This window comes from Streptomyces sp. MS191, from assembly GCF_008042125.1.
Classification (GTDB): Bacteria; Actinomycetota; Actinomycetes; order Streptomycetales; family Streptomycetaceae; genus Streptomyces.
In genome coordinates this window covers 1-20,599 of the sequence record NZ_RDBI01000064.1, presented here as the reverse complement: position 1 = coordinate 20,599, position 20,599 = coordinate 1, and the positions used below count along the sequence as shown (strand labels likewise).

Genomic DNA, 20,599 nt, shown 5'->3' with positions numbered 1-20,599 from the left:
CCCTCGCCGGGCTCGTACACGTACTCGTCGCGCTGCCACGGGACGGCGCGACGGCACCGACCCTGCTCGTCCTGGCTGCCGCCGTCCTGGCCGGGGCCGGCCGCGGCCGCGAGGCCGATGGCGCTGGTGCGCAGGGCGATGGGCATGGCGAGGCGTTCGGGCGGGAAGGCGGCGCGCAGCATGCCGAGGGTGGCGGGCTGGAGCAGCGCCCCGAAGACGCCCTGGACGATCCGCAGGCCGATCACCCAGCCGATGTGCGGCGCGAGCGCGATGCCGGCCGAGGCGGCGGCGAATCCGAGGGTGCCGAGGGCGAAGACGCGGCGGTGGCCGTAGCGGTCCCCGAGGCGTCCGGCGAAGACGAGGAGGGCCGCCACGGCGACGAGGTAGCCGGTGCTCGCCCACTGCACCTGGGCGAGTCCGGTGTCGAGGTCCCGCCGCAGGGCGGGCTGGGCGACGGTGAGGACGGTGCCGTCGAGGGCGACGACCGCGGCGCCGACGACGCTGCAGGTGAGGGTGAGGTGCCGGGTGGGTATCACCGTTCGCTCCTGGTGGGGCCGAGATGGGCGTCGAGGGCGGCCCGGAGCAGGGTGTCGAGGTCCTCGGGGTTCTCGGTGCGCGCGGCGAGTGCGAGGCTTCCCCAGCTCCACAGCTGGGCGATGCCGTGCAGATTGGCCCAGAGCGCGCCGGCGACGACGGCGGAGTCCGGGCCGGACGGGGTGCCGCTCCCGGCACGCACGCGGTCGACGAGTTCGGTGAGCAGTGCGAAGAGGGGCAGGCTGGTCTCGCGCAGGCCGAGTCGTCCGCTCTCCAGCAGGTCGTGACGGAACATCAGCTCGTACATGCCCCGGCGTGTCAGTGCGAAGTCGAGGTAGACGCAGGCGAGGGCGTCGAGGCGGGCTCGGGCGGGCGGCTGGTCCGATGCGGCTGCGTCGGGCGCGTCGTCGCCGGCTGTCGTCGCGGCGACGCGGGCGGCCAGTTCGGTGAAGCCCTCCCTGGCGATGGCGGACAGCAGGTCCAGGTGGGTCGGGAAGTAGCGGCGGGGCGCGCCGTGGGAGACGCCGGCGCGGCGGGCGATCTCACGCAGGGTGAGGGCCTGGGCTCCTTCCGCGTGGACCAGTTCGACTCCGGCGGCGACGAGCCGGCCGCGCAGGCCGGGGTCGGCGTCGCGGCCTGCGTCGGACACAGCGGGCGTGGCGCCGGGGTCGGGGTCGGGCGGCTCTGAGGTCATGGACAGTGTCTACCAGGCGGGCGTAGACACTGTCTACCAAGATCGGGAATGAGGCCGGCGGAGGGGTCCCTCATCGGCTTGGTCCGCCTCGGTTACACTGGGCGACAGCGAAGGGGAGTAGCCCTGCGAACCGGTCGTCGACACACTGGAGCCCTCAGGTTCCCGGTGACCGGGTCCGTGCGGACGCGCGGACGGGCGAGACCTTCGGCCAGGTATTTCGCCATGCCCGCCTCCCCGCGGGTGTGGTCCGTCATGCCGGGCCGAGTGGTTCTCCCGTCGCCCACCGTGGTGCCGTGCGGATCCCGGGCCCGGACCGAGCAGAGAGCCCCGGTATGCACCTCGACCCCTTGGCGATCCTCACCGCCTTCGGGCTGATCTTCCTCGCCGAACTCCCCGACAAGACGATGTTCGCGTCGCTCGCCATGGGCACCCGCATGCGTCCGCTGTACGTCTGGTACGGCACCTCGACGGCGTTTCTCGTGCACGTCGCGATCGCCGTCGGCGCGGGCAGCCTCATCGGGCTGCTCCCCGACTGGATCGTCAAACTGATCTCGGCCCTGCTCTTCGCCTTCGGCGCCTTCATGCTGCTGCGCGGCGGGGGCGGTGACGAGGAGGACGAGGCCGGCAGCCGTACGGTGACCGGTTTCTGGCCGGTGTACTCGACGGCGTTCATGGCCGTCTTCATCAGCGAGTGGGGCGACCTGACGCAGATCACCACGGCGAACCTGGCCGCCACCAACGGGACCTGGTCCACGGCGATCGGCGCCGCGGCCGCCCTGATGAGCGTCTCGGCCCTCGCCCTGCTCGCGGGCCGCTTCATCGCCAAGCGCGTCCCGCTGAAGACCGTCCAGCGGATCGGCGGACTGTGCATGGCCGGGCTGGCGATCTGGTCGCTGACCGAGATCTTCGTGTGACAGAGCCGTAGGCGTGCGGTGTGCCCGGGCCCGGCGGCCCGGGCGCACCCGCGTCAGGCCTCCCGGAGGACCCCCTCCGGGTCCTCGGCCGCCCACGCGGCGAACTCCTCGAAGTCCGTGTTCCCCAGGGACAGGTCGACGTGGACGCCGTGGACGCCCGCCGGCACGGTACGGAACCGGTCGCCGAACTCGGTGAGGCGGGCGTGGTCCTCGTCGTCGCAGTCCGCACGGTCGAGGACGGTCACGGCGAGCAGCGCGCGGTGAGGCGCCGTCATCGTCACACCGTCGGCGAGGAACACGACGCTCAGGTCCTCGTCGTCGGCCGCCGCCGTCCGTACCTCGTCCGGGTCGGCGCCCGACCAGGCCGGGTCGTCGACGACGTGCACGGCGAGTTCCGGGTCCTCGGCGAGCGCGGTCCTCACCTGGCGCCAGCCGTCTTCGTCCGCGTAGTCCGTGCGGACGACGAGGGCGTCGAACGCGCCGCGCCCGGTGAGGGCCGGCCGCCTCCTCGGTGCGAGGCGGACGGGACCGGCGAAGTCCGTGTTGTCGATGACCGCGTCCATCCTGGGGAGCGGGTCGACCTCGTCGAGGTAGATGCGTTCCGCCACGAGGTAGCGGTCGCGGTGGATCGACTCCGCGTCGGTTCCGGCCCAGTTCCGGTCGCGCGCGGCGCCCCGGCGGACCGAGAGTTCGGCGTCGACGTCGAGCCAGATGCGGTAGTCCCAGTACCGGTCCGTCTCGGGGCGGAAGGCGAACACCCCGTCGACGACGAGCACGGTGTCCGGGGTGAGTGGCGTCCGTTCGGCCGAGTGGTCCCGCTGGGTCAGCGGGTCGATGCCGCACAGCGCGCAGGAGTCGGCCGCGGGCGAGCGGGCCGGGTCGAGCAGGAGGCGTCGGACGCTCTCGTAGTCGTACGCGTTGCGGTAGTAGCCCTCTCCCGACTCCCGGTCGTGGAGGTGGCGGTCCTTCCACGGCTTCTTGAAGTCGTCGAGCGTCGCCCGCAGGACGGGCCGTCCGGCGGCGCTGAGCCGCTCCGCCAGTTCGTGACCGAAGCTCGTCTTGCCGGCCGCGGTGAATCCGTCGATCCCCACCAGCAGCCGACCGGTGCCGCGCGCCAGGATCTCCTGCGCGATCTCACCGACCAGAGCGTCGCGCCGGGGTGAGGCGGTCGGCGGCAGCGGCTGCCGCCAGGTCGAGACGGAGTGGTGGACGTCTGCCCGTTGCGCGGTCATACGGCGAACCTATCGGGCGGCCCGTCGCCGCGGACGGTCGGGAGCGAGCGGGGCCGCGCGAACGGCGAGCGCACGGCCTCGCGCCGGTCGGGCCGGGTCACGCCGGGGCGCTCACCACTCCCGCACGGCGATCAGCTCCTCCGCGTCGGCGTGCGGGAACCCGTACGCCGACGCGACGAAGGAGAAGTCCTCGGCGATCTCCTCGCGGGCGACGGTCTCGATCTCGCTCCCGGCCGCCTCGAACTCCGCCTCCAGCGCGTTGAACTCCTCCGTCGCCGCGTCCGTGAGCGCGTAGAGCGCCGGCAGGTCCGCCGGGCGCTCCGCCTCGATCCGCTCGCAGAGCCGCAGCAGGATCGCCCTCCCCCGGTCGACGACATGGTCCGGGTAGTACCCGTCCTCGTAGAGCGCGCGCAGGAAGGCGTGTCCCGCCACCTGCTGGTTCGTGATCGACATGCGCCTCTCTCCCCTCGTCGGCACGGTCGGGACCATCCTCCACCCCGCCACTGACAACGCCCCCCGGGTTTGACTTCCGCACGCACCGGTCTAGGGTGAATCCAGATTTCAAACTCACTACCGTCCGTCGCGCGGTCTCCCCCCGCGCCCGCATCCCTCCGGAGCACCCGTGGACCTCACCGGCAGCACCGCACTCGTCACCGGCGCCAATCGCGGTCTCGGCCGCGCCTTCGCCACCGCCCTGCTCGCGCGGGGCGCCCGCACGGTCTACGCGGCGGCCCGCGACCCGAAGACCGTCGAGGTGACGGACCCCCGCCTGGTCCCCGTGCGCCTCGACATCACCGACCCCGAACAGGTCGCGGCGGCGGCACGCCTCTGCTCCGACACCACGCTCCTGGTCAACAACGCCGGCATCCTGCGCGGGGGTTCGCTGCTGACCGCGCCCGGCCTGGAGGACGCCCGGGCCGAGATGGAGACCAACCACTTCGGCACCCTGGCGATGTGCCGCGCCTTCGCCCCGGTCCTGCGGAGGAACGGCGGCGGCGCGCTCGTCAACATGCTCTCGGTGCTCGCCTGGCACAGCCTGCCGCAGGCGGGCTCCTACGGCGTGTCCAAGGCGGCGGCCTGGTCGATGACCCGGGCGATCCGCGAGGAACTGCGCGAGCAGGGCACCCTGGTGGTCGCCACCCACGCGGCCTTCATCGACACGGAGATGGCGGCGGGCGTCGCCCAGCCCAAGACCGGCCCGGCCGACGTGGCCGCCCAGACGCTGGACGCGGTCGAGGCGGGACGCGAGGAGGTACTCGCCGACGAGATCACCCGCCGGGTCAAGGCGGGTCTCGCCGGCTGACCCGGCCCCGCGTGACGCGGGTCGTCGGCGTGACGCGGGCGGCGGACGCGGGCGGCGCGCCACCCTTGCGCGGGCGGGTCCCTCTCCGGCGTGTCGGAGGGGGCCCGCCCGCGCGGTGCGGTCGGTCAGCACTTCCAGCGGCCGCCCTTCGCCGCCGCCACCAGCTCCGCGACGGTGCCGAGTTTGACCCGGGGGCGCCCGGCGTCGCGCCCCAGGGACCGTTCGGCCCGGTCGATGGCGGCGAGCCCGCGGGCGTCGACGAGGTGGCGGCTGCGGCGGCGGGCCAGCCGCTGGAACGCCTTCGCGGTGTGCGCGGCCGAGGGCGCGGCCAGGGCGCCGTCGACGGCGTCGGCGAGCAGCGTGCCGACGGTCTCGGCGGCGCAGGTCCGGTTGGCTCCGATGCCGCCCGAGGGGCCGCGCTTGATCCAGCCGACGACGTAGGTTCCCGGCCGCCCCGTCACCCGGCCGCCCTCGTGCGGGACGGTGCCGGTCGCCTCGTCGAAGGGCAGCCCGGGGACAGGGGCGCCGCGGTAGCCGATCGCCCGCAGGAGCATGCCGGCCGGCAGGTCCTGCGGGCCCCGGCCGCCGGTGACGCGGACGACCCACGGGGGGAGATCGCCCCGGCCCGGGGCGACGGGGCGGCCGTTCGTCTCCCCGCTCGCCTCGGCGGCCGGCTCCCCGACGAGCTCGACGGGTGCGGAGTGGAAGCGCAGGACGATGCGCCGCCGGTTCGGATCCGGGTCCCCCGACCAGTCGACCGTCTCGCGGGGTACGCCCGCGAGGAGGGCGGACCGGTCCCCGGGAGCCGCGGCGTCGATCGCCTCGCCGACCCGCGGATCGTGGTCGTCGACGACCAGGTCCACTCCGGGCAGGTGGCGCAGCGCGAGCAGTTCGGACGTGGTGTACGCGGCGTCCTCCGGACCGCGCCGGCCGAGCAGCACCACCTCGCGCACGCGGGCGGCGCTCAGTGCGGCGAGGGCGTGGCCTGCGATGTCGGAGGCGGCGAGTGCGGCCGGGTCGGAGACCAGGATGCGGGCGACGTCGAGCGCGACGTTGCCGTTGCCGACCACGACGACGCGCGGGCCGGTGAGGGTGACGGCGTCGGGCGCGACCTCGGGGTGGGCGTTGTACCAGGCGACGAACGTGGTCGCCGAGACGCTGCCCGGCAGGTCCTCGCCCGGGATGCCGAGCCGGCGGTCCGTCGAGGCGCCGACGGCGTAGACGACCGCGTCGTGGTGGGCGGCGAGCTCCTCGGCGGTGACGTCCCTGCCGACCTCGACACCCAGGTGCATGCGCACCCGGGGGTGGTCGTGGAAGCGGGCGAAGGTCTCGCCGACCTTCTTGGTCGCGGGGTGGTCCGGCGCCACTCCGTAGCGGACCAGGCCGCCGGCCACGGGCAGCCGGTCGACGAGGGTCACCTCGGCGTTGGTGTGGAGCAGCAGGTCCTCGGCCGCGTACATGCCGGCCGGGCCGGTCCCGACGACGGCGACCCGGATCGGCGCGAAGTCGGAGGGGATGCCGCGGGCGAAGTCGGGCCGGCCCCAGGCGTGGAAGTTGGGCCCCGGGGGCGTCGGTTCGGGCTCCTGGTCGGCGAAGTAGGCGGCGTTGAGGGCGAGGTGGTGCCGCTGCGCCTTCGGCAGGCTGTCCGCGGGAAGGATCGCGTCGACGGGGCACGCGTCGGCGCAGGCGCCGCAGTCGATGCAGGCCTTCGGGTCGACGTGCAGCATCTCGGTGCTGCCGAAGGCCCGTTCCTCGGGGGTCGGATGGATGCAGTTGACGGGGCAGACGGCGACGCAGGTGGCGTCGCTGCAGCAGGTCTGGGTGATGACGTAGGTCATGTCGTCGGCTCGGGTCGCTCGCTCGGGGACGGGGACGGCTCAGATCAGGTGGGCGCGCTTGTAGAAGGCCAGCGCGGGTCGGGTGAGGAGGCCGGCCGAGGCCAGGAACTCCATGAGGCCGGAGCAGCTGGAGCGCATCAGGGAGTGGTGGTGCTCGTTGGCGCGGGCCTCGGCGAGGGCGCGCCGTGCGTCGAGCCCGGCGTTCGCGTAGACGTCGCGGTTCACCATGCTGATGACGATGAAGTAGGAGGCGACGGCGATCACGAAGGCGTGGATCCGGCGGCGGAGGGGGCCGGCGCGCCGCAGCCGCTTGCGGGTCTCGTCGCGCGCGAACTTCATGTGCCGCGATTCCTCGACGACGTGGATGTTGTTGATGGTGCGGACGAAGGGGACGACGCGCTCGTCCCGCATCCAGTCCCGCTGCATGACGTCGAGGACCTCCTCGGCGACCAGGATCGCCGCGTAGGCGGCCTCGCCGAAGGCGAGGGTCTTGAAGGCCCGGCCGAGTTCGAGGACGGCGCGGCGGGGCCGGTAGGCGGGGGCGCCCAGCTTCGCCGCGCCGCGGGCGAACATGATGGAGTGGCGGCACTCGTCGGCGATCTCGGTGAGCGCCCACTGGAACTCCGGCCCTGTCGGGTCCTTGGCGTAGATGTCGCGCAGCACCATCTGCTGCAGGATCATCTCGAACCAGATGCCGGTGCTGGCGACGGAGGCGGCCTCCTGCCGGGTCAGCTCCTTGCGCTGCGACTCCGTGAGTTCGTTCCAGTAGGCGGTGCCGTACAGGGTGCTCCACTCGGGGCTGGCGCCGTGGAACTCCTTGTCGAGCGGGGTGTCCCAGTCCACGTCGGTGGCGGGGTCGTACGACAGTTTCGCGGCGGAGTCGAGCAGTCGCCGCGCGACCTCCTGCTCGTCGAGGAGGTCACGGTCGTCGCCCCGGGCGGGGCCCTGTTCCTGACCCCGGCTGTCCGGCCGAACGGTGCTGCTTGCCATCCTGCGGCTCCTTGAATCGAGTGATCGACCCGTCGGCTTATTAGACGTCACGTCTAGCAAGCTGTTAGACGGAACGTATAACAAGAGCCTGGGGTGGGCCTACCCCTCGGTAAGAAATCCGTACCGTCTCTTCACGACCGGCCGTTCGGGGGCCGGCCCGGCCCCGGCGGCACGGCAGCGGCCGGCCGGCATCGGCGCCGGTCGGCGGTGAACTCCCTCCGCGTCGGAGCGGCGAGGGCGGGTACCGCGCGGCGCGGGGACGGCGACATCGGCCGGCGCGGCGCACGCGCCCGGGATCTCGACTTGCGTCCCGCCGGACTCGCGCAAGGCTGGGACGGACAGCCCGCGCAGCCCGCAGGGAGAAACGATGCAGGATCTCGCAGCCCTCGCCGACGAACACCTGGCCAAGGCGCGCGCCGACGCGCACGGCCGGAGCGCCCACGTGATCATCCACGACGGGGTGCTCCGGCAGAGCGTCATCGCGCTGGTGTCCGGTACGGCCCTGGACGAGCACAACGCGCCGCCCGCCGCGAGTCTCCAGGTGCTGCGGGGCCGGGTGGCGCTCACCGCCGGAGGGCGGTCGCAGGAGCTGTCGGCGGGCGAGCTGCACATGATCCCGAAGGAACGGCACGGGCTCGCCGCGCTGGAGGACGCGGTCGTCCTGCTCACCGCCGTCAACGACTGAGCGCGCCGCCGCGGGAACCCGGTGGCACGGCCGCGCTCGGAGGACCGGCGGGGTTCAGGGTGGACAGGGCGGACGGACCGTCACACCGTCGCGTGCAGGTCCTCGGCGTAGTACTCGACGGCCTCCCGGTAGCGGCGCACCGACGGGTCCTCACTGGTGGCGGCGAGCAGACGCAGCAGGAGCCGCGTCGACTCGTGATGCTCGCCGGTGTTGAACAGGGCCATGGCGAGGAAGGTGCGCAGCGCGCCGTCGTCGGGGAACTCCTCGGCCCCGCGGCGCAGGATGGCCACGGCCTCCTCGTAGCGGCCGAGTACCCGGTAGGTGCTGCCGAGTCCGAGGAACGCGCCCCGGCGGTCCTCCTCGCCGAGCGCGGCGGCGGCGCCGAGCGCCGTCTCGTAGAAGGGAACGGCTTCGGCCTCCAGGCCGAGGACGTCGTGCGCCCAGGCGGTCTGGTAGGCCACCTCGGGGTCTTCCGGGTGGCGTGCGGCGAGGGCGAGGAGACGTTCCCGGGCCTCCTCGCGGGCGCCCCGCTCCCGCAGGCCGACCGCCTCGGCCAGCAGCTCGTCCCGGGCGCCGCTCACGTGTTCGTCGCTCATGCCGCCATCCTCGCAGGTCGCCGTTGAAGCGGGCGGGAGCACTCCAGATGACGGACCGCCATACTCCGCCCCGGTGTTTGTGGCGCCCCGGCCCATAGGAGCCGCGGCCCGGCCGCCCCTAGCCTCCCGGCCATCACCCATGACCGAGCCGCCCGGGAGTACCCATGCGACCACCCCACACCACCCGTCCGCGCAGGCTGGCAGCGCTGCTGCTGTCCGTGGCCGCGGCCCTCTTCCCCCTCGCGGCGCCCGGCGGCGCGACACCCGCCGCCGCGGCGGCCCCGGCGCCGGTGCCCGGGACCCTCCAGCCGTACGACGTCGGCGCGGTCTACAGCTCGGGAGTCTCCTCGGGCGGCTACATGGCCACGCAGCTGCACGTGGCGTACTCCGGCACCTTCGGCGGATCGGCGGCCTTCGCCTCCGGCCCGTTCGACTGCGCCCAGAACCAGCTCGCCACCGCGCTCAACGCCTGTATGAACACGACTCAGGACCTGCAGCTCGCGCAGCTGGAGCAGACCACCCGGAACTGGTCGGCGCAGGGACTCGTCGACCCGGTGTCCCAGCTGGCCGGCGACCCCGTCTACGTGTTCAGCGGTTCGGGCGACACGACCGTGAAGCGGCCGGTGGCCGACGCGCTGGCCGACTACTACGGGCGGTTCGGCGCCCGCGTCCAGTACAACCGGAGCACCGCGGCCGGGCACGCCTGGATCAGCCCGCTGGGCCCCAACTCCTGTACGGTGACGCAGACTCCGTGGATCAACAACTGCGGTCTCGACGCCGAGCGCGACCTGCTCGGCCACCTGCTGGGCACGGTCGCGGCCCCGAGCGCCTCGCCGACGGGGTCGCTGATCCGGTTCGACCAGAACGTCTACGCCCCCGGCGGCGCGGCGGCACCGCTGTCGCTGGACGAGAACGGCTTCGTGTACGTCCCCGCCTCCTGCTCGGGCGGGGCGACGTGCACGCTGATGGTGGCCCTGCACGGCTGCAAGCAGGGCCACGGGTACCAGGGCTTCGGCACCCAGTTCATCGACAAGGCGTATCTGAACGAGTACGCCGACACCAACCGGATGATCGTGCTGTACCCGCAGGCGGCCGCGACGGCCACGCTGGAGAACCCCAACGGCTGCTGGAACTGGTGGGGTTACCTCGGCGACTCGGCGTACGCCCGGCACGGCGGCAAGCAGATCGAGGCGATCATGGGCATGGTCCGGGCACTGCGCGGCGGCGGCACTCCCCCGCCGGCCGGTGACCGGGTGACCATCGCCGGCACGGACGCGCAGGACGGGTACGTCAAGGCGGCGGCCGACGGTTCGGGGGCGGCGGTCGGGACGCTGGAGGACACGTACGGGCTCGCGCTGGGACGGGGCACCGACGGCAAGGTGAACCGGACTCTGCTGTCCTTCGACACGTCGACGATCCCCGCGGGCAAGGAGATCACCCGGGCGTACCTGACGGTGAACCGCAGCAGCGGTTCGGGCGATCCGTGGTCCTCGCCCGCGGGGCACCAGCTGCTGGTGGACGTCCGGACGGGCTGCTTCGGCGGCTGCGCGGTCGAGGCCGCGGACTGGGGTGCGACCGCCACGGTGGCGGGCGGGGCCCGGATCGCCGCGTTCTCCTCGGGTGGCGCGGTCTCGACGGACCTCTCGGCAACGGCCCTCGCCGCGATCGACCGCTCGGGGACCACGCAGTTCCGGCTCCGGTTCGAGGCGGCGCCCACGTCGACCGCGTATCTCTTCGTCAACAAGGACACGCCGGTGACGCTGACGGTCGAGTACCGGTAGCCGCGCTCCGTCGGCGGTGCCCGGCCGGCCGCGGGCCGGGCACCGAGGGGGTGGCGCCCCCTCCCCGCCGCGGGGGGGAATCCCCGCTTCCGGGGTGAGGCCGGGGCCCCCGGAGGCCGGGGGGCCGCCGGATGTCCCGGGGAGCGCCGGCTCCGTAGCGTCGTCGCCATGACCGAGACCTTCACATCCGACTCGCCCGGAGGCGGGGCCCGCGGCCGGCGCGTCCGCCGTCTGGCGGCGGCCTCGACCGCCGTCGCCCTCGCCGTCCTCGTCGCCGCTCCGGCCGTCGCGGCACCGGCGGGAGCGGGCGTCGCCGGCACCGCCGTCGAGCACCGGCAGCAAGCGGGGCGCGGGGCCCTCCTCGCCGTCACACCGCTGTCCGACCTCGGCCGGGCCGAGGTCGCCGCGTTCCTGGGCGCCGGCGGCATCGACACCGGGACCGTGCGCCACGGGGTGCGCGGCTACCGGCTGACCTACCGGACCGTCACCCCGCAGGGAGCTCCGACCGTCGCCACCGGTCTGCTGGTGCTCCCCCGGGGCGGGGATCCGCGGCTCGACCTGGTGTCCGACACGCACGGCACGATGGTCCACCGGGACTACGCCCCGTCCGTCACCGAGGACTTCGGGCTGTACGCCCCCTACCTCCACGCCTCCGCCGGGCGGGCGGTCGCCGCCCCCGACTACCTCGGTCTCGGCCGGGGTCCCGGACTCCACCCGTACATGGACACCTCGTCCTCCGTCTCCGCCTCCCTCGACATGCTGCGGGCCGCGCGCACCGCCGCCGGCCGCCTGGGCAGGCCGCTCACCGGCGACGTGTACGGCACCGGGTTCTCCCAGGGCGGGCAGGTGGCCATGGCGCTCGGCCGCGAGCTGGCACGGGGCGCGGACCGGCACTTCCGGCTGCGGGGTCTCGCGCCGGTCGCGGGGCCGTACGACCTCCGGGGCGCGGAGGTACCCGGCCTGCTCGACGGACGTGTGAACGACATCAGCGGTGTCTTCTACATGGCGTACTTCCTCACCGCGCAGAACAGGCTGCACCCGCTGTACGAGGACCCCGCGGAGGTCTTCCGCGGACCGTACGCCGGCCAGGTGGAGGAGCTCTTCGACACCCGCCACACCGAGGAGGAGGTGGTCGGCCGGCTGCCCGGTTCGGTGCGGGAGCTGCTGACCGACTCCTTCCTCGAACGGCTGCGGCATCCGGACGGCGCGCTGGCGGCGGCGCTCCGGGCCCAGGACGGGACCTGCGACTGGAAGCCCGCGGTCCCGGTCCGGCTGCACACGGCGGCCGGGGACACGGACGTGCCGATCGCCAACTCCGTGCACTGCGCGGCCGATCTGGCCCGCCACGGGGTGACGGCGCCGGTGGTCGACCACGGGAAGGCCGACCACAACGGCTCCTTCAAGCTGGCCGGACCGCACGTCGTGCGCTGGTTCGACACGCTCGCGCGGGGCTGACGGCCGCCGAGCGGCCCCGCCCGGATCCCGGGCGGGGCCGCTCGGCGCCGCTCAGGGTCGTTGGCTCGTGAGGACGACGAGTCGCTGTGTCGCCCGGGTCATCGCGACGTAGCGGTCGACGGCTCCCGCCACGCCCGTGCCGAAGTCCTCCGGGTCGACGAGGACCACCAGGTCGAACTCGAGGCCCTTCGACAGCCCCGGCGTCAGCGAGCGGACGCGGGGCGTGTCCCGGAACGTCGGGTCGCCGATGACGCAGGCGACCCCCTCGGCGTGTTCGGCGAGCCAGGCCTCGATGATCCCGTCCCGCTCGGTGACGGATCCGTGGACGACGGGGACGCCGCTGCTGCGCACCGAGGTGGGCACGTTGGCGTCCGGGAGCGCGGCCCGGATGACCGGTTCCGCCTCGGCCATGACCTCCTCCGGGGTCCGGTAGTTGATGCTCAGGGACGTCACGTCGATCCGGTCGAGCCCGATCCGCTCCAGCCGTTCGCGCCACGACTCCGTGAAGCCGTGCCTGGCCTGGGCACGGTCGCCGACGATGGTGAAGCTCCGGGACGGGCAGCGCAGCAGCAGCATCTGCCATTCCGCGTCGGTCAGTTCCTGCGCCTCGTCCACGACGATGTGTGCGAAGGGACCGGCGAGGGGGTCCGCCCCGAAGCCGGGCAGCGCGCCCTCGTCGACCAGGCTGTCCTGAAGGTCGCGTCCGCGCAGCATCGTCACCGCCCCCTCGCCGTCGGCGTCGGCCGCGATGATGTTGTCGATGACGCCGGCCATGCGCTCGCGTTCGGCGGCGGCGGACGCCTCCTGCCGGCGCCTGCGACGGGATGCCTCCGGGTCGCCGAGCCGCAGCCGAGCCGCGTCCAGGAGCGGCAGGTCGGACGCGGTCCACGCCTGGGCGTCGGCACGCTGCAGCCGCCGGACCTCGTCGGGACCGAGCCAGGGGGCGCACATCCTCAGGTAGGCGGGCACCGACCACAGGTCCCCGACGAGGTCGGTCGCCTCGAGAAGGGGCCATGCCCGGTGGAAGGTGTCGACGAGTTCGCGGTCGCCGAGCAGGGTCCGGCGGAAGCGGTCGGCGGGGACCTCGCCGTCGTGCTTGTCCAGCAGGATCGTGGCCAGCTCGTCCCAGACCTGGTCCCGTGCCTCGTTGTGCGCCGTGCCCGGTCCGGGCGCCGCGAACGCCTCGGCCCAGTCGTCGGCGGTGAGCCGGACCTCGGCCCACGGGGTGCTGACCGTCATCGCCTCGGACGGCGGCTCCTCGTAGAAGGCGACGGCCTTCTCGACGGCCCTGACCATGGCCGCCGACGACTTCAGCCGGGCCGCCTCCGGGTCGGTCTCGTCCGGGGCCGTGGCGCCCTCGGGGACGAGGTCGCGCAGGGTGCAGGTCCGCACCCCCTCCTCGCCGAGGCTGGGCAGGACGTCGGCGACGTAGGCCAGGTAGGGCTGGTGCGGACCGACGAAGAGGACGCCGCCCCGCCGGTGCCCGAGCCTGGGGTCGGAGTAGAGGAGGTAGGCGGAGCGGTGCAGGGCGACGACCGTCTTGCCCGTGCCCGGGCCGCCGTCGACGACGAGGGCGCCGCGGGAGCCGGCCCGGACGATGGCGTCCTGGTCGGCCTGGAGGGTGGCGAGCACGTCGCGCATCCGCTCCGTCCGGTTGGCTCCCAGGCCGGCGATGAAGGCGGACTGGTCGTCGAGGGCCGCGTGCCGTTCGAGCCCGTCGGCGGTGAACACCTCGTCCCAGTAGTCGCCGATCCGGCCTCGGGTCCAGCGGTACCTGCGACGGCTCGTCAGGCCCATGGGCCGGGCGTGGGTCGCCGCGAAGAACGGTTCGGCCGCGGGGGAACGCCAGTCGACCAGCAGGCGGCGGCCCGTGCTGTCGGTGAGGCCGAGCCGTCCGATGTAGAGCGGCTCGGCGTCGTCCGCGCTGACGACGTGTCCGAGGCACAGGTCAAGGCCGAAGCGGCGCAGGGCGCGCAGCCGGCCGGTCAGCCGGTGGATCTCGGCGTCGCGGTCCATGGCCTCCCGGCCGACGCCGCCGGGGGCCCGGCGGGTGGCGTCGAGGCGTTCGGACAGTTCGGCGATCGTCTGCTCCAGGGTCTCCGCGATGGCCGCGAAGTGCCGCTCGTCGCCGGCGATCAGCGCCGGGTCGGCCTTGGCGGAGAGGCGTTCGGACAGCTCGAACGGGCTGGTGGTCAGAGAGTTCATGTCATCGGCTCCGTTCCGTGTTCACGCCCGTGCGGGCCGGTCGCGGGCGGGCCCGCCTCCCGGCACCGTGTGCCCGCGACGGCCGGGCGGTTCGCAGCGCCCGCTCGCCGTCACCGCACGCCCTCTGGACCGACCACAACACACGCACTGAGTGAGTCTCCTCGTTCGGTGGATTCCGGCTTCGGCCGATGATTCTGCGGCACCACCGGGGCCTTGCCGCAAGGCCCCCCGTGCGCTATAAGTTGAGAGTGGAAAGGAGTGGGTACTCCTCCTTGTCCTCCCTCTCCCTCACTCCCCCCTCTTCGCGTCGCGGCCGCTGTGCGCCCGGGTGCGCTCCCCCGCCGCGCAACGGCGACGTCCTTCGCCCGAGGCCGCCCGGCCCCTCCTGTCCGCTTCGCACGCGAGGCCACCCCCGGGGGCGTCGGTCGCACCTGAACCGGGCGCGCCGGTCGGACCTGACCGCGGACGGGCGCGGACCCGGCGGCATGGCCCCGTGGCGGCGGACCCGTTCGGAGCACGCGGACGGCGGCCGACATCGGCGTGTCCGCGCCGGCCCCGGTCTGCTGGGCCCTCCGGGCTCAGACGGTCTCGGTCCGCGGCCGGACGCCCGGACGCGTGGGCTCCGGTTCCGGCTCGCGCAGGATGCCGGCCGCGCCGGCGGCGACGACGCAGAAGGCCACGGGCAGCAGGAACGTCAGGTTGAGCGGCACGAGGTGGGTCAGGGGCCCGATGACGGCGGGGCCTGCGAGCATGCCCAGGTAGCCGAGTCCGGCGACCCGTGAGACGTTGACCCCGGCGGCGTCGCTGTCGGCGTGGCCCGCGGCGCTGAAGAGCTGGGGGATGCAGCCGGAGAGGCCGGCGCCGAACACGGCCCAGCCGGCCAGCGCGAGCGGGATCCAGGGGGAGAGCGCGGCCGCGGTCAGGCCGAGCGCGGCGACCGCGGAGCCGTGGCGCAGGATCGCCACCGCACCGAACCGGCCGGTGAGGCGGTCGGCGAGCAGGCGTCCGGCGGTCATGGCCGTGGAGAAGGCCCCGTAGGCGAGCGCGGCGGTGGCGGCCGGGGCGTCCAGGACGTCGCGCAGGTGGAGCACGCTCCAGTCGTTGGCCACGCCTTCGCAGAGCATCAGCATGAGGGCGAGCGCCGCCAGGATCCAGATCCGCCGGGGGGTACGGCGCCGGGTGGGCTCCGCGGTCCCGGCGTCCGGCGCGGTGGCGGCGCGGGCGGCGGGACCGCGGGAGGAGAAGGTGAAGGCGCGCGGCGACGGGCCGTGCGCCCGCAGGTCCGCCAGCCGCTCCAGCGCCTCGCCGACGGTCGGGCGGTGGCCGGCGGGGACCCACCAGAGCACCAGGTGGGCCTCCACGTGCCGGGCGAACCAGTCGCGGCGCCCCCGCATCACCTCCAGGTGCCCACTGCGGTACGTGAAGTCCCACAGCGCCTCCTGGCTCTCCCACACCGACATGTTGACGATGACGCCCTCCCCCGCGGGGCGCAGTCCGGTGGCGTCCGGCGAGCCCTCCTCCACCAGCCGCCACACGAAGCCGGGCGCGGCGTCGGCCGCGGCGTTGACCGGGTCGAGCATCTCGACGAACGGGGCCATGCGCGGGTCGTCCAAGGGGTGGAGGAGCGTGGCGAGGTTGAGCTGGGCGAGGTGGGCGGCAGGCGCGGATGCGGTCATGGCGTCATCCCAGCACGGCCCGGTTTTCTATGTCAATGATTATTGTTTTTAGAAGGCTCCACGACCACACAGCACTCCCCCGGGCGGGCGTCCATGCGGGCACGGACGGCGCCGTCCGTGCCGAGCAGCCCCTCCAGCAGCGCGAGGTTCATGCCGCAGACGAGCGGCGGGAAGCGTTCGGCGACCGCGTGGAAGGGGCAGTTGCGCATGCGGACGACGGCCGAGGGGCCTGCCCCGGACGCGGCACCGTCGGCGCCGTCGGCACCCGGAGCGCCGTCGGCCGTTCCGACGCCTTCCCGATGCGGTTCGTAGCCGCGGGCGGCCAGCATCTCCATGGCCTCGTCGAGTCCGCCGCAGGGCGCCGCCGAGCCCCGCAGGACCTCGCCCCGGCGGCGCGCGGCGGCACAGAGCCCGGCGTCCAGCCCGGCCTCCTCGGCGGCCTGGGCGAGCAGCTCCGCGGCGGTGCGATAGTCGCGGGCCGGCAGGGACACCGACCGTTCGGTCCGCACCCGCGTGTACACCTTGGCCGGGCGTCCCGCGCCCGGACCCGAGCGTCCCGTCAGACGTCGGCTGCCGCTCTCCAGCAGCCCGACCTCGGTCAGCCGGTCCAGATGGTGCGCGGCGAGCGTCCGCGCCACCCCGGCCGCCTCGGCCGCCTCGTTGCGGCCGACCTCGCGGCCCTGCGCCGCAACGTACTCGTACAGGCGGCGTCGTACCGGATCCTGAAGCGCCGCGATCGCTTCGATGTCCTCCATCCCGCCATTCTAGGAACAACGCAGGTTGGAGATAGAAAGCCGGGTCCCGCGCGGGAAGACTCCGCCACCCGTCGTAGGCTGAATCCGCACTGACCGACAGGAGGCTGGAGTGGCCGGAACGATCGAAGCCGAGCCGGCCGAGGTGATGGCCGAGCTGGCCGCGCTGGAGGACCCGAAGGTCCGCGCGGTGAACGAGAGGCACGGTGACGACCACGGGGTGAACCTCGGCAAGCTGCGCGCGCTCGCCAAGCGGCTCAGGACGCAGCAGGACCTCGCGTGCCGCCTCTGGGAGTCGGGCGACTCCGCGGCGCGACTGCTCGCGATCCTGATCTGCCGCCCCAAGGCGTTCGAGCGGGACGAGCTGGACGCCATGCTGCGCGAGGCTCGCACGCCCAAGGTCCATGACTGGCTCGTGAACTACGTGGTGAAGAAGAGCCCGCACGCCGAGGAGCTGCGCCTGGCCTGGTGCGCCGATCCGGATCCCGTGGTCGCGAGCGCCGGCTGGGCGCTGACCACCGAACGCGTGGGGAAGAAGCCCGAGGGCCTCGACCTGGCGGGGCTGCTCGACGTCGTCGAGGCGGAGATGAAGGACGCCCCGGACCGCCTGCAGTGGGCGATGAACCACTGCCTGGCCCAGATCGGGATCGAGCACGCCGAACACCGCGCCCGCGCCCTGGACATCGGTGAGCGCCTGGAGGTGCTCAAGGACTACCCGACTCCCCCGGGCTGCACGTCTCCGTTCGCGCCCGTCTGGATCACCGAGATGGTCCGCCGGAAGGGCGAAGCGTAGGGAGGGTCCCGCCGACCCGCCTCCTCGCCGTGGCGCCCGGACCGCAACGCCCGTGCCGTGGCGCCCGGACCGCGATGCCTGGCGCGGGCGGGCCCCGGCGGGTCGGCCGGGGCCCGCGCGGCCGGACTCAGGAACGGCCGAAGGGGATCTCGCGCTTGAGGATCTTGCCGGTGGCGCCCTTGGGCAGGGTCTCCAGCAGCATCACCTCGCGGGGGTACTTGTAGGGGGCGATCCGCTCGCGTACGAAGTCCCGCAGCTCGTCGGCGGTGGCCTCCGCTCCGGGGCGCAGCGCGACGGCGGCCGCCACCTCCTCCCCGAGGGCCGGGTGGGGCACACCGACCACGGCGGCCTCGGCGACGGCGGGGTGCTCGTACAGGACCTCCTCGACCTCACGGGGATAGACGTTGAAGCCGCCGCGGATGATGAGGTCCTTCTTGCGGTCGACGATGAAGTAGAAGCCGTCCTCGTCGACGCGGGCGAGGTCGCCGGTGTGCAGCCAGCCGTCCCGGACCGCCTCGGCGGTGGCCGCCGGGCGGCCCCAGTAGCCCTTCATGACGTTGTGGCCCCGCACGCACAGTTCCCCGACCCCGTCCTCGACGTCGGCCAGCCGCATCTCGACGCCTTCGATCGGCGTGCCGACGGACCCGGCCTTGCGCGGGCGGTCGGGGTGGTTGAACGAGGCCACGGGCGAGGTCTCGGACATGCCGAAGCCCTCCAGGACGGGGCAGCCGAAGGCCTCCTCGAAGGTGTGCAGGACCTCCACCGGGAGGGACGCGCCGCCGGAGGCGGACAGCCGCAGCGAACCCGTGTCGTACGCGTCGGGCTGCCGCGCGCGTGTGGCGGACAGCGCGGCGTACATGGTGGGGACGCCCGCGAAGAGCGTGACGCGGCGGTCCTGGATGGTCCGCAGCGCCAGATCCGGCTCGAAGCGGGACAGCAGGGTGAGTCGGGCGCCCGCGGTGACGGCCGTCAGCATGGCGCAGACCTGCCCGAAGGCGTGGAACAGCGGCAGGCAGCCCAGGACGACGTCCTCGGGGCGGAGGTCGAATAGCGAGCGCGCGCAGATCTCGGCGTTGCTCCCGATGTTGGCGCTGGTCAGCTCGGCACCCTTGGGCACACCGGTGGTACCGGAGGTGTAGAGGATGACGGCGGTGTCGTCGTCCCGGCGGTCCTGCGCGGGTACGGGACGCGGGTGGGCGGCGAGCAGTTCGGCGAGCGCGCCCGCCCGGAACGGGACCACCGCGGCGTCGGTGCCGTCCGCCGCGCGCTCGGCCTCGGTGACGGCGGAGTCGTGGGCGAACAGCAGCGCGGCGCCCGAGTCGCGCAGGCAGTGTCCGATCTCCCGGGCCTTGAGGAGCGGGTTCATCGGGACGACGACCGCGCCCGCCCGCAGGACGCCGAAGTACAGGGCCGGGAACTCGAGCAGGTTCGGCAGCATCAGACCGACGCGGTCGCCGGGCACCACACCGCGGTCCGCGAGCAGCGCGGCCACCCGGCCCGCGTACGCGTCGAGTTCGGTGTAGGTGAGGGAGTCGTCGCCGAGTTCGACGGCGATCCGGTCGCCGTGGACCGCCACGGTTCGGCTGAGAAGGTCGGCCAGGTTCACTGCGAACTCTCGTTTCTGCGGAGGAGGGTTGAGGTCCTGCGGGTGGGTGGACGTCGGGTCGGCCCCACAGCGCGGAGGCGATGACACCGGGCAGTCTGCCGAAGCCCGGCTTCGCGGTGAAGCGGGTGCGACGTTCGAGGGTGGCCCCCCGGGCCGGAGTCGGTGCGGGGCGGCGGTTCGCGGAGCACCCGGCGGCCCGGCGTCAGCAGCGAGACGCGGGCAGGCCGGAGACGGAACCGGAAGCGGAGCCGGCGGCGGGACCCGTGCGCCGGCCGCGGGCTCCCGTCACGGCCGGCCCTTCCGGGCGACACCCGCCGAGGTCTGGATCGAAGCACTGAATGATGGTTCACTTCTTCGCATGGCCTACCGCAAGACCCCCGCCGAGCTCGAACGCCTGAAGGCCGCCCGTGAGCGCCTGGTCGTCCAGGCCACCCACGTGGTGGCCGAGGTGGGCTGGGCGAACGCCTCCGTGACCGCCGTCGCCGCCGCGGCGGGCATCTCGGCCGGCTCCGTCTACCAGCACTTCCCGTCCAAGGCGGCGCTCGCCGTGGAGGTCTTCCGCCGCGCGTCGGGCCGCGAGGTCGAGGTCCTGGGCGAGGTGCTCCGGGGCGGCGGGGACCCGGTGGAGCGGCTGGCCCGCGGGGTACGCGTCTTCGCCCGGCGCGCCCTGGAGCGGGGCGGACTGGCCTACGCGCTGCTGGCGGCGCCGGCCGAGCCGGCGCTGGGCGCCGAGCGGCTGGATTTCCGGCGCCGCTACCGCGAACTGTTCGCCGAGGTGGTCCGCGAGGGCATGGCCGCCGGGCTGCTGCCCGCGCAGGACGCGCACATCACCGCCGCCGCGCTGACCGGCGCCGTCGGCGAGGTCCTCGTCGACCCGCTGGGCGCGCCCGACTCCGGCTCCGTCGACGACCTGCTCACCGAACTGACCGCCGTGGCGCTGCGTTGCGCGGGCGCCCGTCCCGCCGATCGCCCGTCCCACTGACTCCGGAGGACCGTCCATGACCGCGACCGCCGACATCCCGCCGCTGCGCAGCAACCCCACGGCGCACACCCACGAGGTGACCAACCAGGTCCCGCCCCTCGTCGGGCACGACGTCGCCGACGACCCCGTCCTGCTGGAGGGCGTCCGCCGCGAAGGGGCCGGCTGGTACGTCGACGACCTGCACCGCATCGGCCGCCGCGCCGGCAGCGAGGAGGTCCAGCGGTGGGCCGACGAGGCCAACCGCCACGAGCCCGAGCTCCGCACCCACGACCGCTACGGCAACCGCGTCGACGAGGTCGACTTCCACCCCTCGTACCACGCCCTGATGGACGTCGCGATCGGCGAGGGCCTCGGCGGGGCGCCCTGGGCGGACAGCCGCCCCGGCGCCCATGTCGCCCGCGCGGCGGGCTTCATGGTGTGGAGCACCGCGGAGGCGGGCCACGGCTGCCCGGTGTCCATGACCTACGCGGTCGTCCCGGCTCTGCGCGCGGCGCCGGAACTGGCCAAGGAGTACGAGCCGTTGCTCACCAGCCGCGTCTACGACCCCGGGCTGCGCGCCCCGT

18 protein-coding genes and 1 pseudogene are annotated in these 20,599 nt (G+C 74.0%); 8 read left to right on the top strand and 11 right to left on the bottom strand.

The window, feature by feature from the left end; translation table 11 throughout:
• Together EAO71_RS26660 and EAO71_RS26655 are read right to left on the bottom strand one after the other, a co-directional pair.
• The coding region (locus EAO71_RS26660) for an MFS transporter (RefSeq protein ID WP_147980393.1) at nt 1–536 on the bottom strand (536 nt) is incomplete at its 3' end.
• Nucleotides 533–1,228: a TetR/AcrR family transcriptional regulator gene (locus EAO71_RS26655; protein WP_147980366.1), complete on the bottom strand. Its 696-nt coding sequence runs from the start codon at nt 1,226–1,228 to the stop codon at nt 533–535. The genes EAO71_RS26655 and EAO71_RS26660, both read right to left, overlap by 4 nt.
• 332 nt (nt 1,229–1,560) lie before the next feature.
• Here EAO71_RS26655 and EAO71_RS26650 point away from each other — a divergent pair, with 332 nt between their 5' ends.
• Entirely contained in the window at nt 1,561–2,142 is a 582-nt protein-coding gene (locus EAO71_RS26650) for a TMEM165/GDT1 family protein (protein WP_147980365.1), read from the top strand.
• 53 nt (nt 2,143–2,195) lie between these two features.
• On the opposite strand, the gene EAO71_RS39210 is transcribed toward EAO71_RS26650, so the two are convergent.
• Both EAO71_RS39210 and EAO71_RS26640 read right to left on the bottom strand, forming a co-directional pair.
• On the bottom strand, nt 2,196–3,374 hold the full coding sequence (locus tag EAO71_RS39210; RefSeq protein ID WP_261992370.1) for a DUF6924 domain-containing protein: 1,179 nt from the start codon (nt 3,372–3,374) through the stop codon (nt 2,196–2,198).
• 111 nt (nt 3,375–3,485) lie between these two features.
• Nucleotides 3,486–3,827: a DUF5713 family protein gene (locus tag EAO71_RS26640; protein ID WP_147980364.1), complete on the bottom strand. Its 342-nt coding sequence runs from the start codon at nt 3,825–3,827 to the stop codon at nt 3,486–3,488.
• Nucleotides 3,828–3,996: 169 nt separating this feature from the next.
• Here EAO71_RS26640 and EAO71_RS26635 point away from each other — a divergent pair, with 169 nt between their 5' ends.
• Complete coding sequence (locus EAO71_RS26635; protein WP_147980363.1) at nt 3,997–4,677, top strand: SDR family oxidoreductase; 681 nt, start codon at nt 3,997–3,999, stop codon at nt 4,675–4,677.
• A gap of 125 nt (nt 4,678–4,802) precedes the next feature.
• On the opposite strand, the gene EAO71_RS26630 is transcribed toward EAO71_RS26635, so the two are convergent.
• Nucleotides 4,803–6,515: an FAD-dependent oxidoreductase gene (locus EAO71_RS26630; RefSeq protein ID WP_147980362.1), complete on the bottom strand. Its 1,713-nt coding sequence runs from the start codon at nt 6,513–6,515 to the stop codon at nt 4,803–4,805.
• 39 nt (nt 6,516–6,554) lie between these two features.
• Complete coding sequence (locus tag EAO71_RS26625) at nt 6,555–7,505, bottom strand: AurF N-oxygenase family protein (RefSeq protein ID WP_147980361.1); 951 nt, start codon at nt 7,503–7,505, stop codon at nt 6,555–6,557.
• A 367-nt stretch (nt 7,506–7,872) separates the two neighbouring features.
• Between EAO71_RS26625 and EAO71_RS26620 the strand changes: the two genes are divergently transcribed.
• The gene (locus EAO71_RS26620) at nt 7,873–8,190 is read left to right on the top strand and encodes a cupin domain-containing protein (protein WP_147980360.1); all 318 of its coding nucleotides are present in this window, start codon (nt 7,873–7,875) and stop codon (nt 8,188–8,190) included.
• Between the two features lie 80 nt (nt 8,191–8,270).
• On the opposite strand, the gene EAO71_RS26615 is transcribed toward EAO71_RS26620, so the two are convergent.
• The gene (locus tag EAO71_RS26615; protein WP_147980359.1) at nt 8,271–8,786 is read right to left on the bottom strand and encodes a tetratricopeptide repeat protein; all 516 of its coding nucleotides are present in this window, start codon (nt 8,784–8,786) and stop codon (nt 8,271–8,273) included.
• 164 nt (nt 8,787–8,950) lie between these two features.
• On the opposite strand from EAO71_RS26615, the gene EAO71_RS26610 reads away from it, so the two are divergent.
• Nucleotides 8,951–10,567 carry an extracellular catalytic domain type 2 short-chain-length polyhydroxyalkanoate depolymerase gene (locus tag EAO71_RS26610; RefSeq protein ID WP_147980358.1) on the top strand — a complete coding sequence of 539 codons (1,617 nt, stop codon included), beginning with the start codon at nt 8,951–8,953 and terminating at the stop codon, nt 10,565–10,567.
• A gap of 168 nt (nt 10,568–10,735) precedes the next feature.
• A complete protein-coding gene (locus EAO71_RS26605) occupies nt 10,736–12,022 on the top strand; it encodes an alpha/beta fold hydrolase (RefSeq protein WP_147980357.1) in 1,287 nt (428 codons plus the stop codon).
• Between the two features lie 51 nt (nt 12,023–12,073).
• Here the strand turns inward: EAO71_RS26605 and helR are convergent, their stop codons facing one another.
• The 3 genes from helR to EAO71_RS26590 form a co-directional block, all read right to left on the bottom strand.
• Nucleotides 12,074–14,227 carry an RNA polymerase recycling motor ATPase HelR gene (gene helR / locus EAO71_RS26600; protein WP_147980356.1) on the bottom strand — a complete coding sequence of 718 codons (2,154 nt, stop codon included), beginning with the start codon at nt 14,225–14,227 and terminating at the stop codon, nt 12,074–12,076.
• A gap of 578 nt (nt 14,228–14,805) precedes the next feature.
• The gene (locus EAO71_RS39205) at nt 14,806–15,903 is read right to left on the bottom strand and encodes an MFS transporter (RefSeq protein WP_147980355.1); all 1,098 of its coding nucleotides are present in this window, start codon (nt 15,901–15,903) and stop codon (nt 14,806–14,808) included.
• Between the two features lie 32 nt (nt 15,904–15,935).
• On the bottom strand, nt 15,936–16,658 hold the full coding sequence (locus tag EAO71_RS26590) for a helix-turn-helix transcriptional regulator (RefSeq protein WP_147980354.1): 723 nt from the start codon (nt 16,656–16,658) through the stop codon (nt 15,936–15,938).
• Between the two features lie 145 nt (nt 16,659–16,803).
• Between EAO71_RS26590 and EAO71_RS26585 the strand changes: the two genes are divergently transcribed.
• Nucleotides 16,804–17,448: a DNA alkylation repair protein gene (locus EAO71_RS26585; protein ID WP_147980392.1), complete on the top strand. Its 645-nt coding sequence runs from the start codon at nt 16,804–16,806 to the stop codon at nt 17,446–17,448.
• Between the two features lie 127 nt (nt 17,449–17,575).
• On the opposite strand, the gene EAO71_RS26580 is transcribed toward EAO71_RS26585, so the two are convergent.
• Complete coding sequence (locus tag EAO71_RS26580; RefSeq protein WP_147980353.1) at nt 17,576–19,054, bottom strand: long-chain-fatty-acid--CoA ligase; 1,479 nt, start codon at nt 19,052–19,054, stop codon at nt 17,576–17,578.
• 358 nt (nt 19,055–19,412) lie between these two features.
• Here EAO71_RS26580 and EAO71_RS26575 point away from each other — a divergent pair, with 358 nt between their 5' ends.
• Nucleotides 19,413–20,036, top strand: a complete 624-nt coding sequence (locus EAO71_RS26575) for a TetR family transcriptional regulator (protein ID WP_147980352.1) — start codon at nt 19,413–19,415, stop codon at nt 20,034–20,036.
• Between the two features lie 16 nt (nt 20,037–20,052).
• Nucleotides 20,053–20,599, top strand: a pseudogene (locus EAO71_RS26570) (DNA alkylation response protein); the annotation flags it as partial.

What these genes read in the sequence shown, in the direction of transcription:
- EAO71_RS26655 (WP_147980366.1), bottom strand. Translation starts at nt 1,228, where the DNA reads ATGACCTCAGAGCCGCCCGACCCCGACCCCGGCGCCACGCCCGCTGTG.
- EAO71_RS26650 (WP_147980365.1), top strand. Translation starts at nt 1,561, where the DNA reads ATGCACCTCGACCCCTTGGCGATCCTCACCGCCTTCGGGCTGATCTTC.
- EAO71_RS39210 (WP_261992370.1), bottom strand. Translation starts at nt 3,374, where the DNA reads ATGACCGCGCAACGGGCAGACGTCCACCACTCCGTCTCGACCTGGCGG.
- EAO71_RS26640 (WP_147980364.1), bottom strand. Translation starts at nt 3,827, where the DNA reads ATGTCGATCACGAACCAGCAGGTGGCGGGACACGCCTTCCTGCGCGCG.
- EAO71_RS26630 (WP_147980362.1), bottom strand. Translation starts at nt 6,515, where the DNA reads ATGACCTACGTCATCACCCAGACCTGCTGCAGCGACGCCACCTGCGTC.
- EAO71_RS26625 (WP_147980361.1), bottom strand. Translation starts at nt 7,505, where the DNA reads ATGGCAAGCAGCACCGTTCGGCCGGACAGCCGGGGTCAGGAACAGGGC.
- EAO71_RS26620 (WP_147980360.1), top strand. Translation starts at nt 7,873, where the DNA reads ATGCAGGATCTCGCAGCCCTCGCCGACGAACACCTGGCCAAGGCGCGC.
- EAO71_RS26615 (WP_147980359.1), bottom strand. Translation starts at nt 8,786, where the DNA reads ATGAGCGACGAACACGTGAGCGGCGCCCGGGACGAGCTGCTGGCCGAG.
- EAO71_RS26610 (WP_147980358.1), top strand. Translation starts at nt 8,951, where the DNA reads ATGCGACCACCCCACACCACCCGTCCGCGCAGGCTGGCAGCGCTGCTG.
- EAO71_RS26605 (WP_147980357.1), top strand. Translation starts at nt 10,736, where the DNA reads ATGACCGAGACCTTCACATCCGACTCGCCCGGAGGCGGGGCCCGCGGC.
- helR (WP_147980356.1), bottom strand. Translation starts at nt 14,227, where the DNA reads ATGAACTCTCTGACCACCAGCCCGTTCGAGCTGTCCGAACGCCTCTCC.
- EAO71_RS39205 (WP_147980355.1), bottom strand. Translation starts at nt 15,903, where the DNA reads ATGACCGCATCCGCGCCTGCCGCCCACCTCGCCCAGCTCAACCTCGCC.
- EAO71_RS26590 (WP_147980354.1), bottom strand. Translation starts at nt 16,658, where the DNA reads ATGGAGGACATCGAAGCGATCGCGGCGCTTCAGGATCCGGTACGACGC.
- EAO71_RS26585 (WP_147980392.1), top strand. Translation starts at nt 16,804, where the DNA reads ATGGCCGAGCTGGCCGCGCTGGAGGACCCGAAGGTCCGCGCGGTGAAC.
- EAO71_RS26575 (WP_147980352.1), top strand. Translation starts at nt 19,413, where the DNA reads ATGGCCTACCGCAAGACCCCCGCCGAGCTCGAACGCCTGAAGGCCGCC.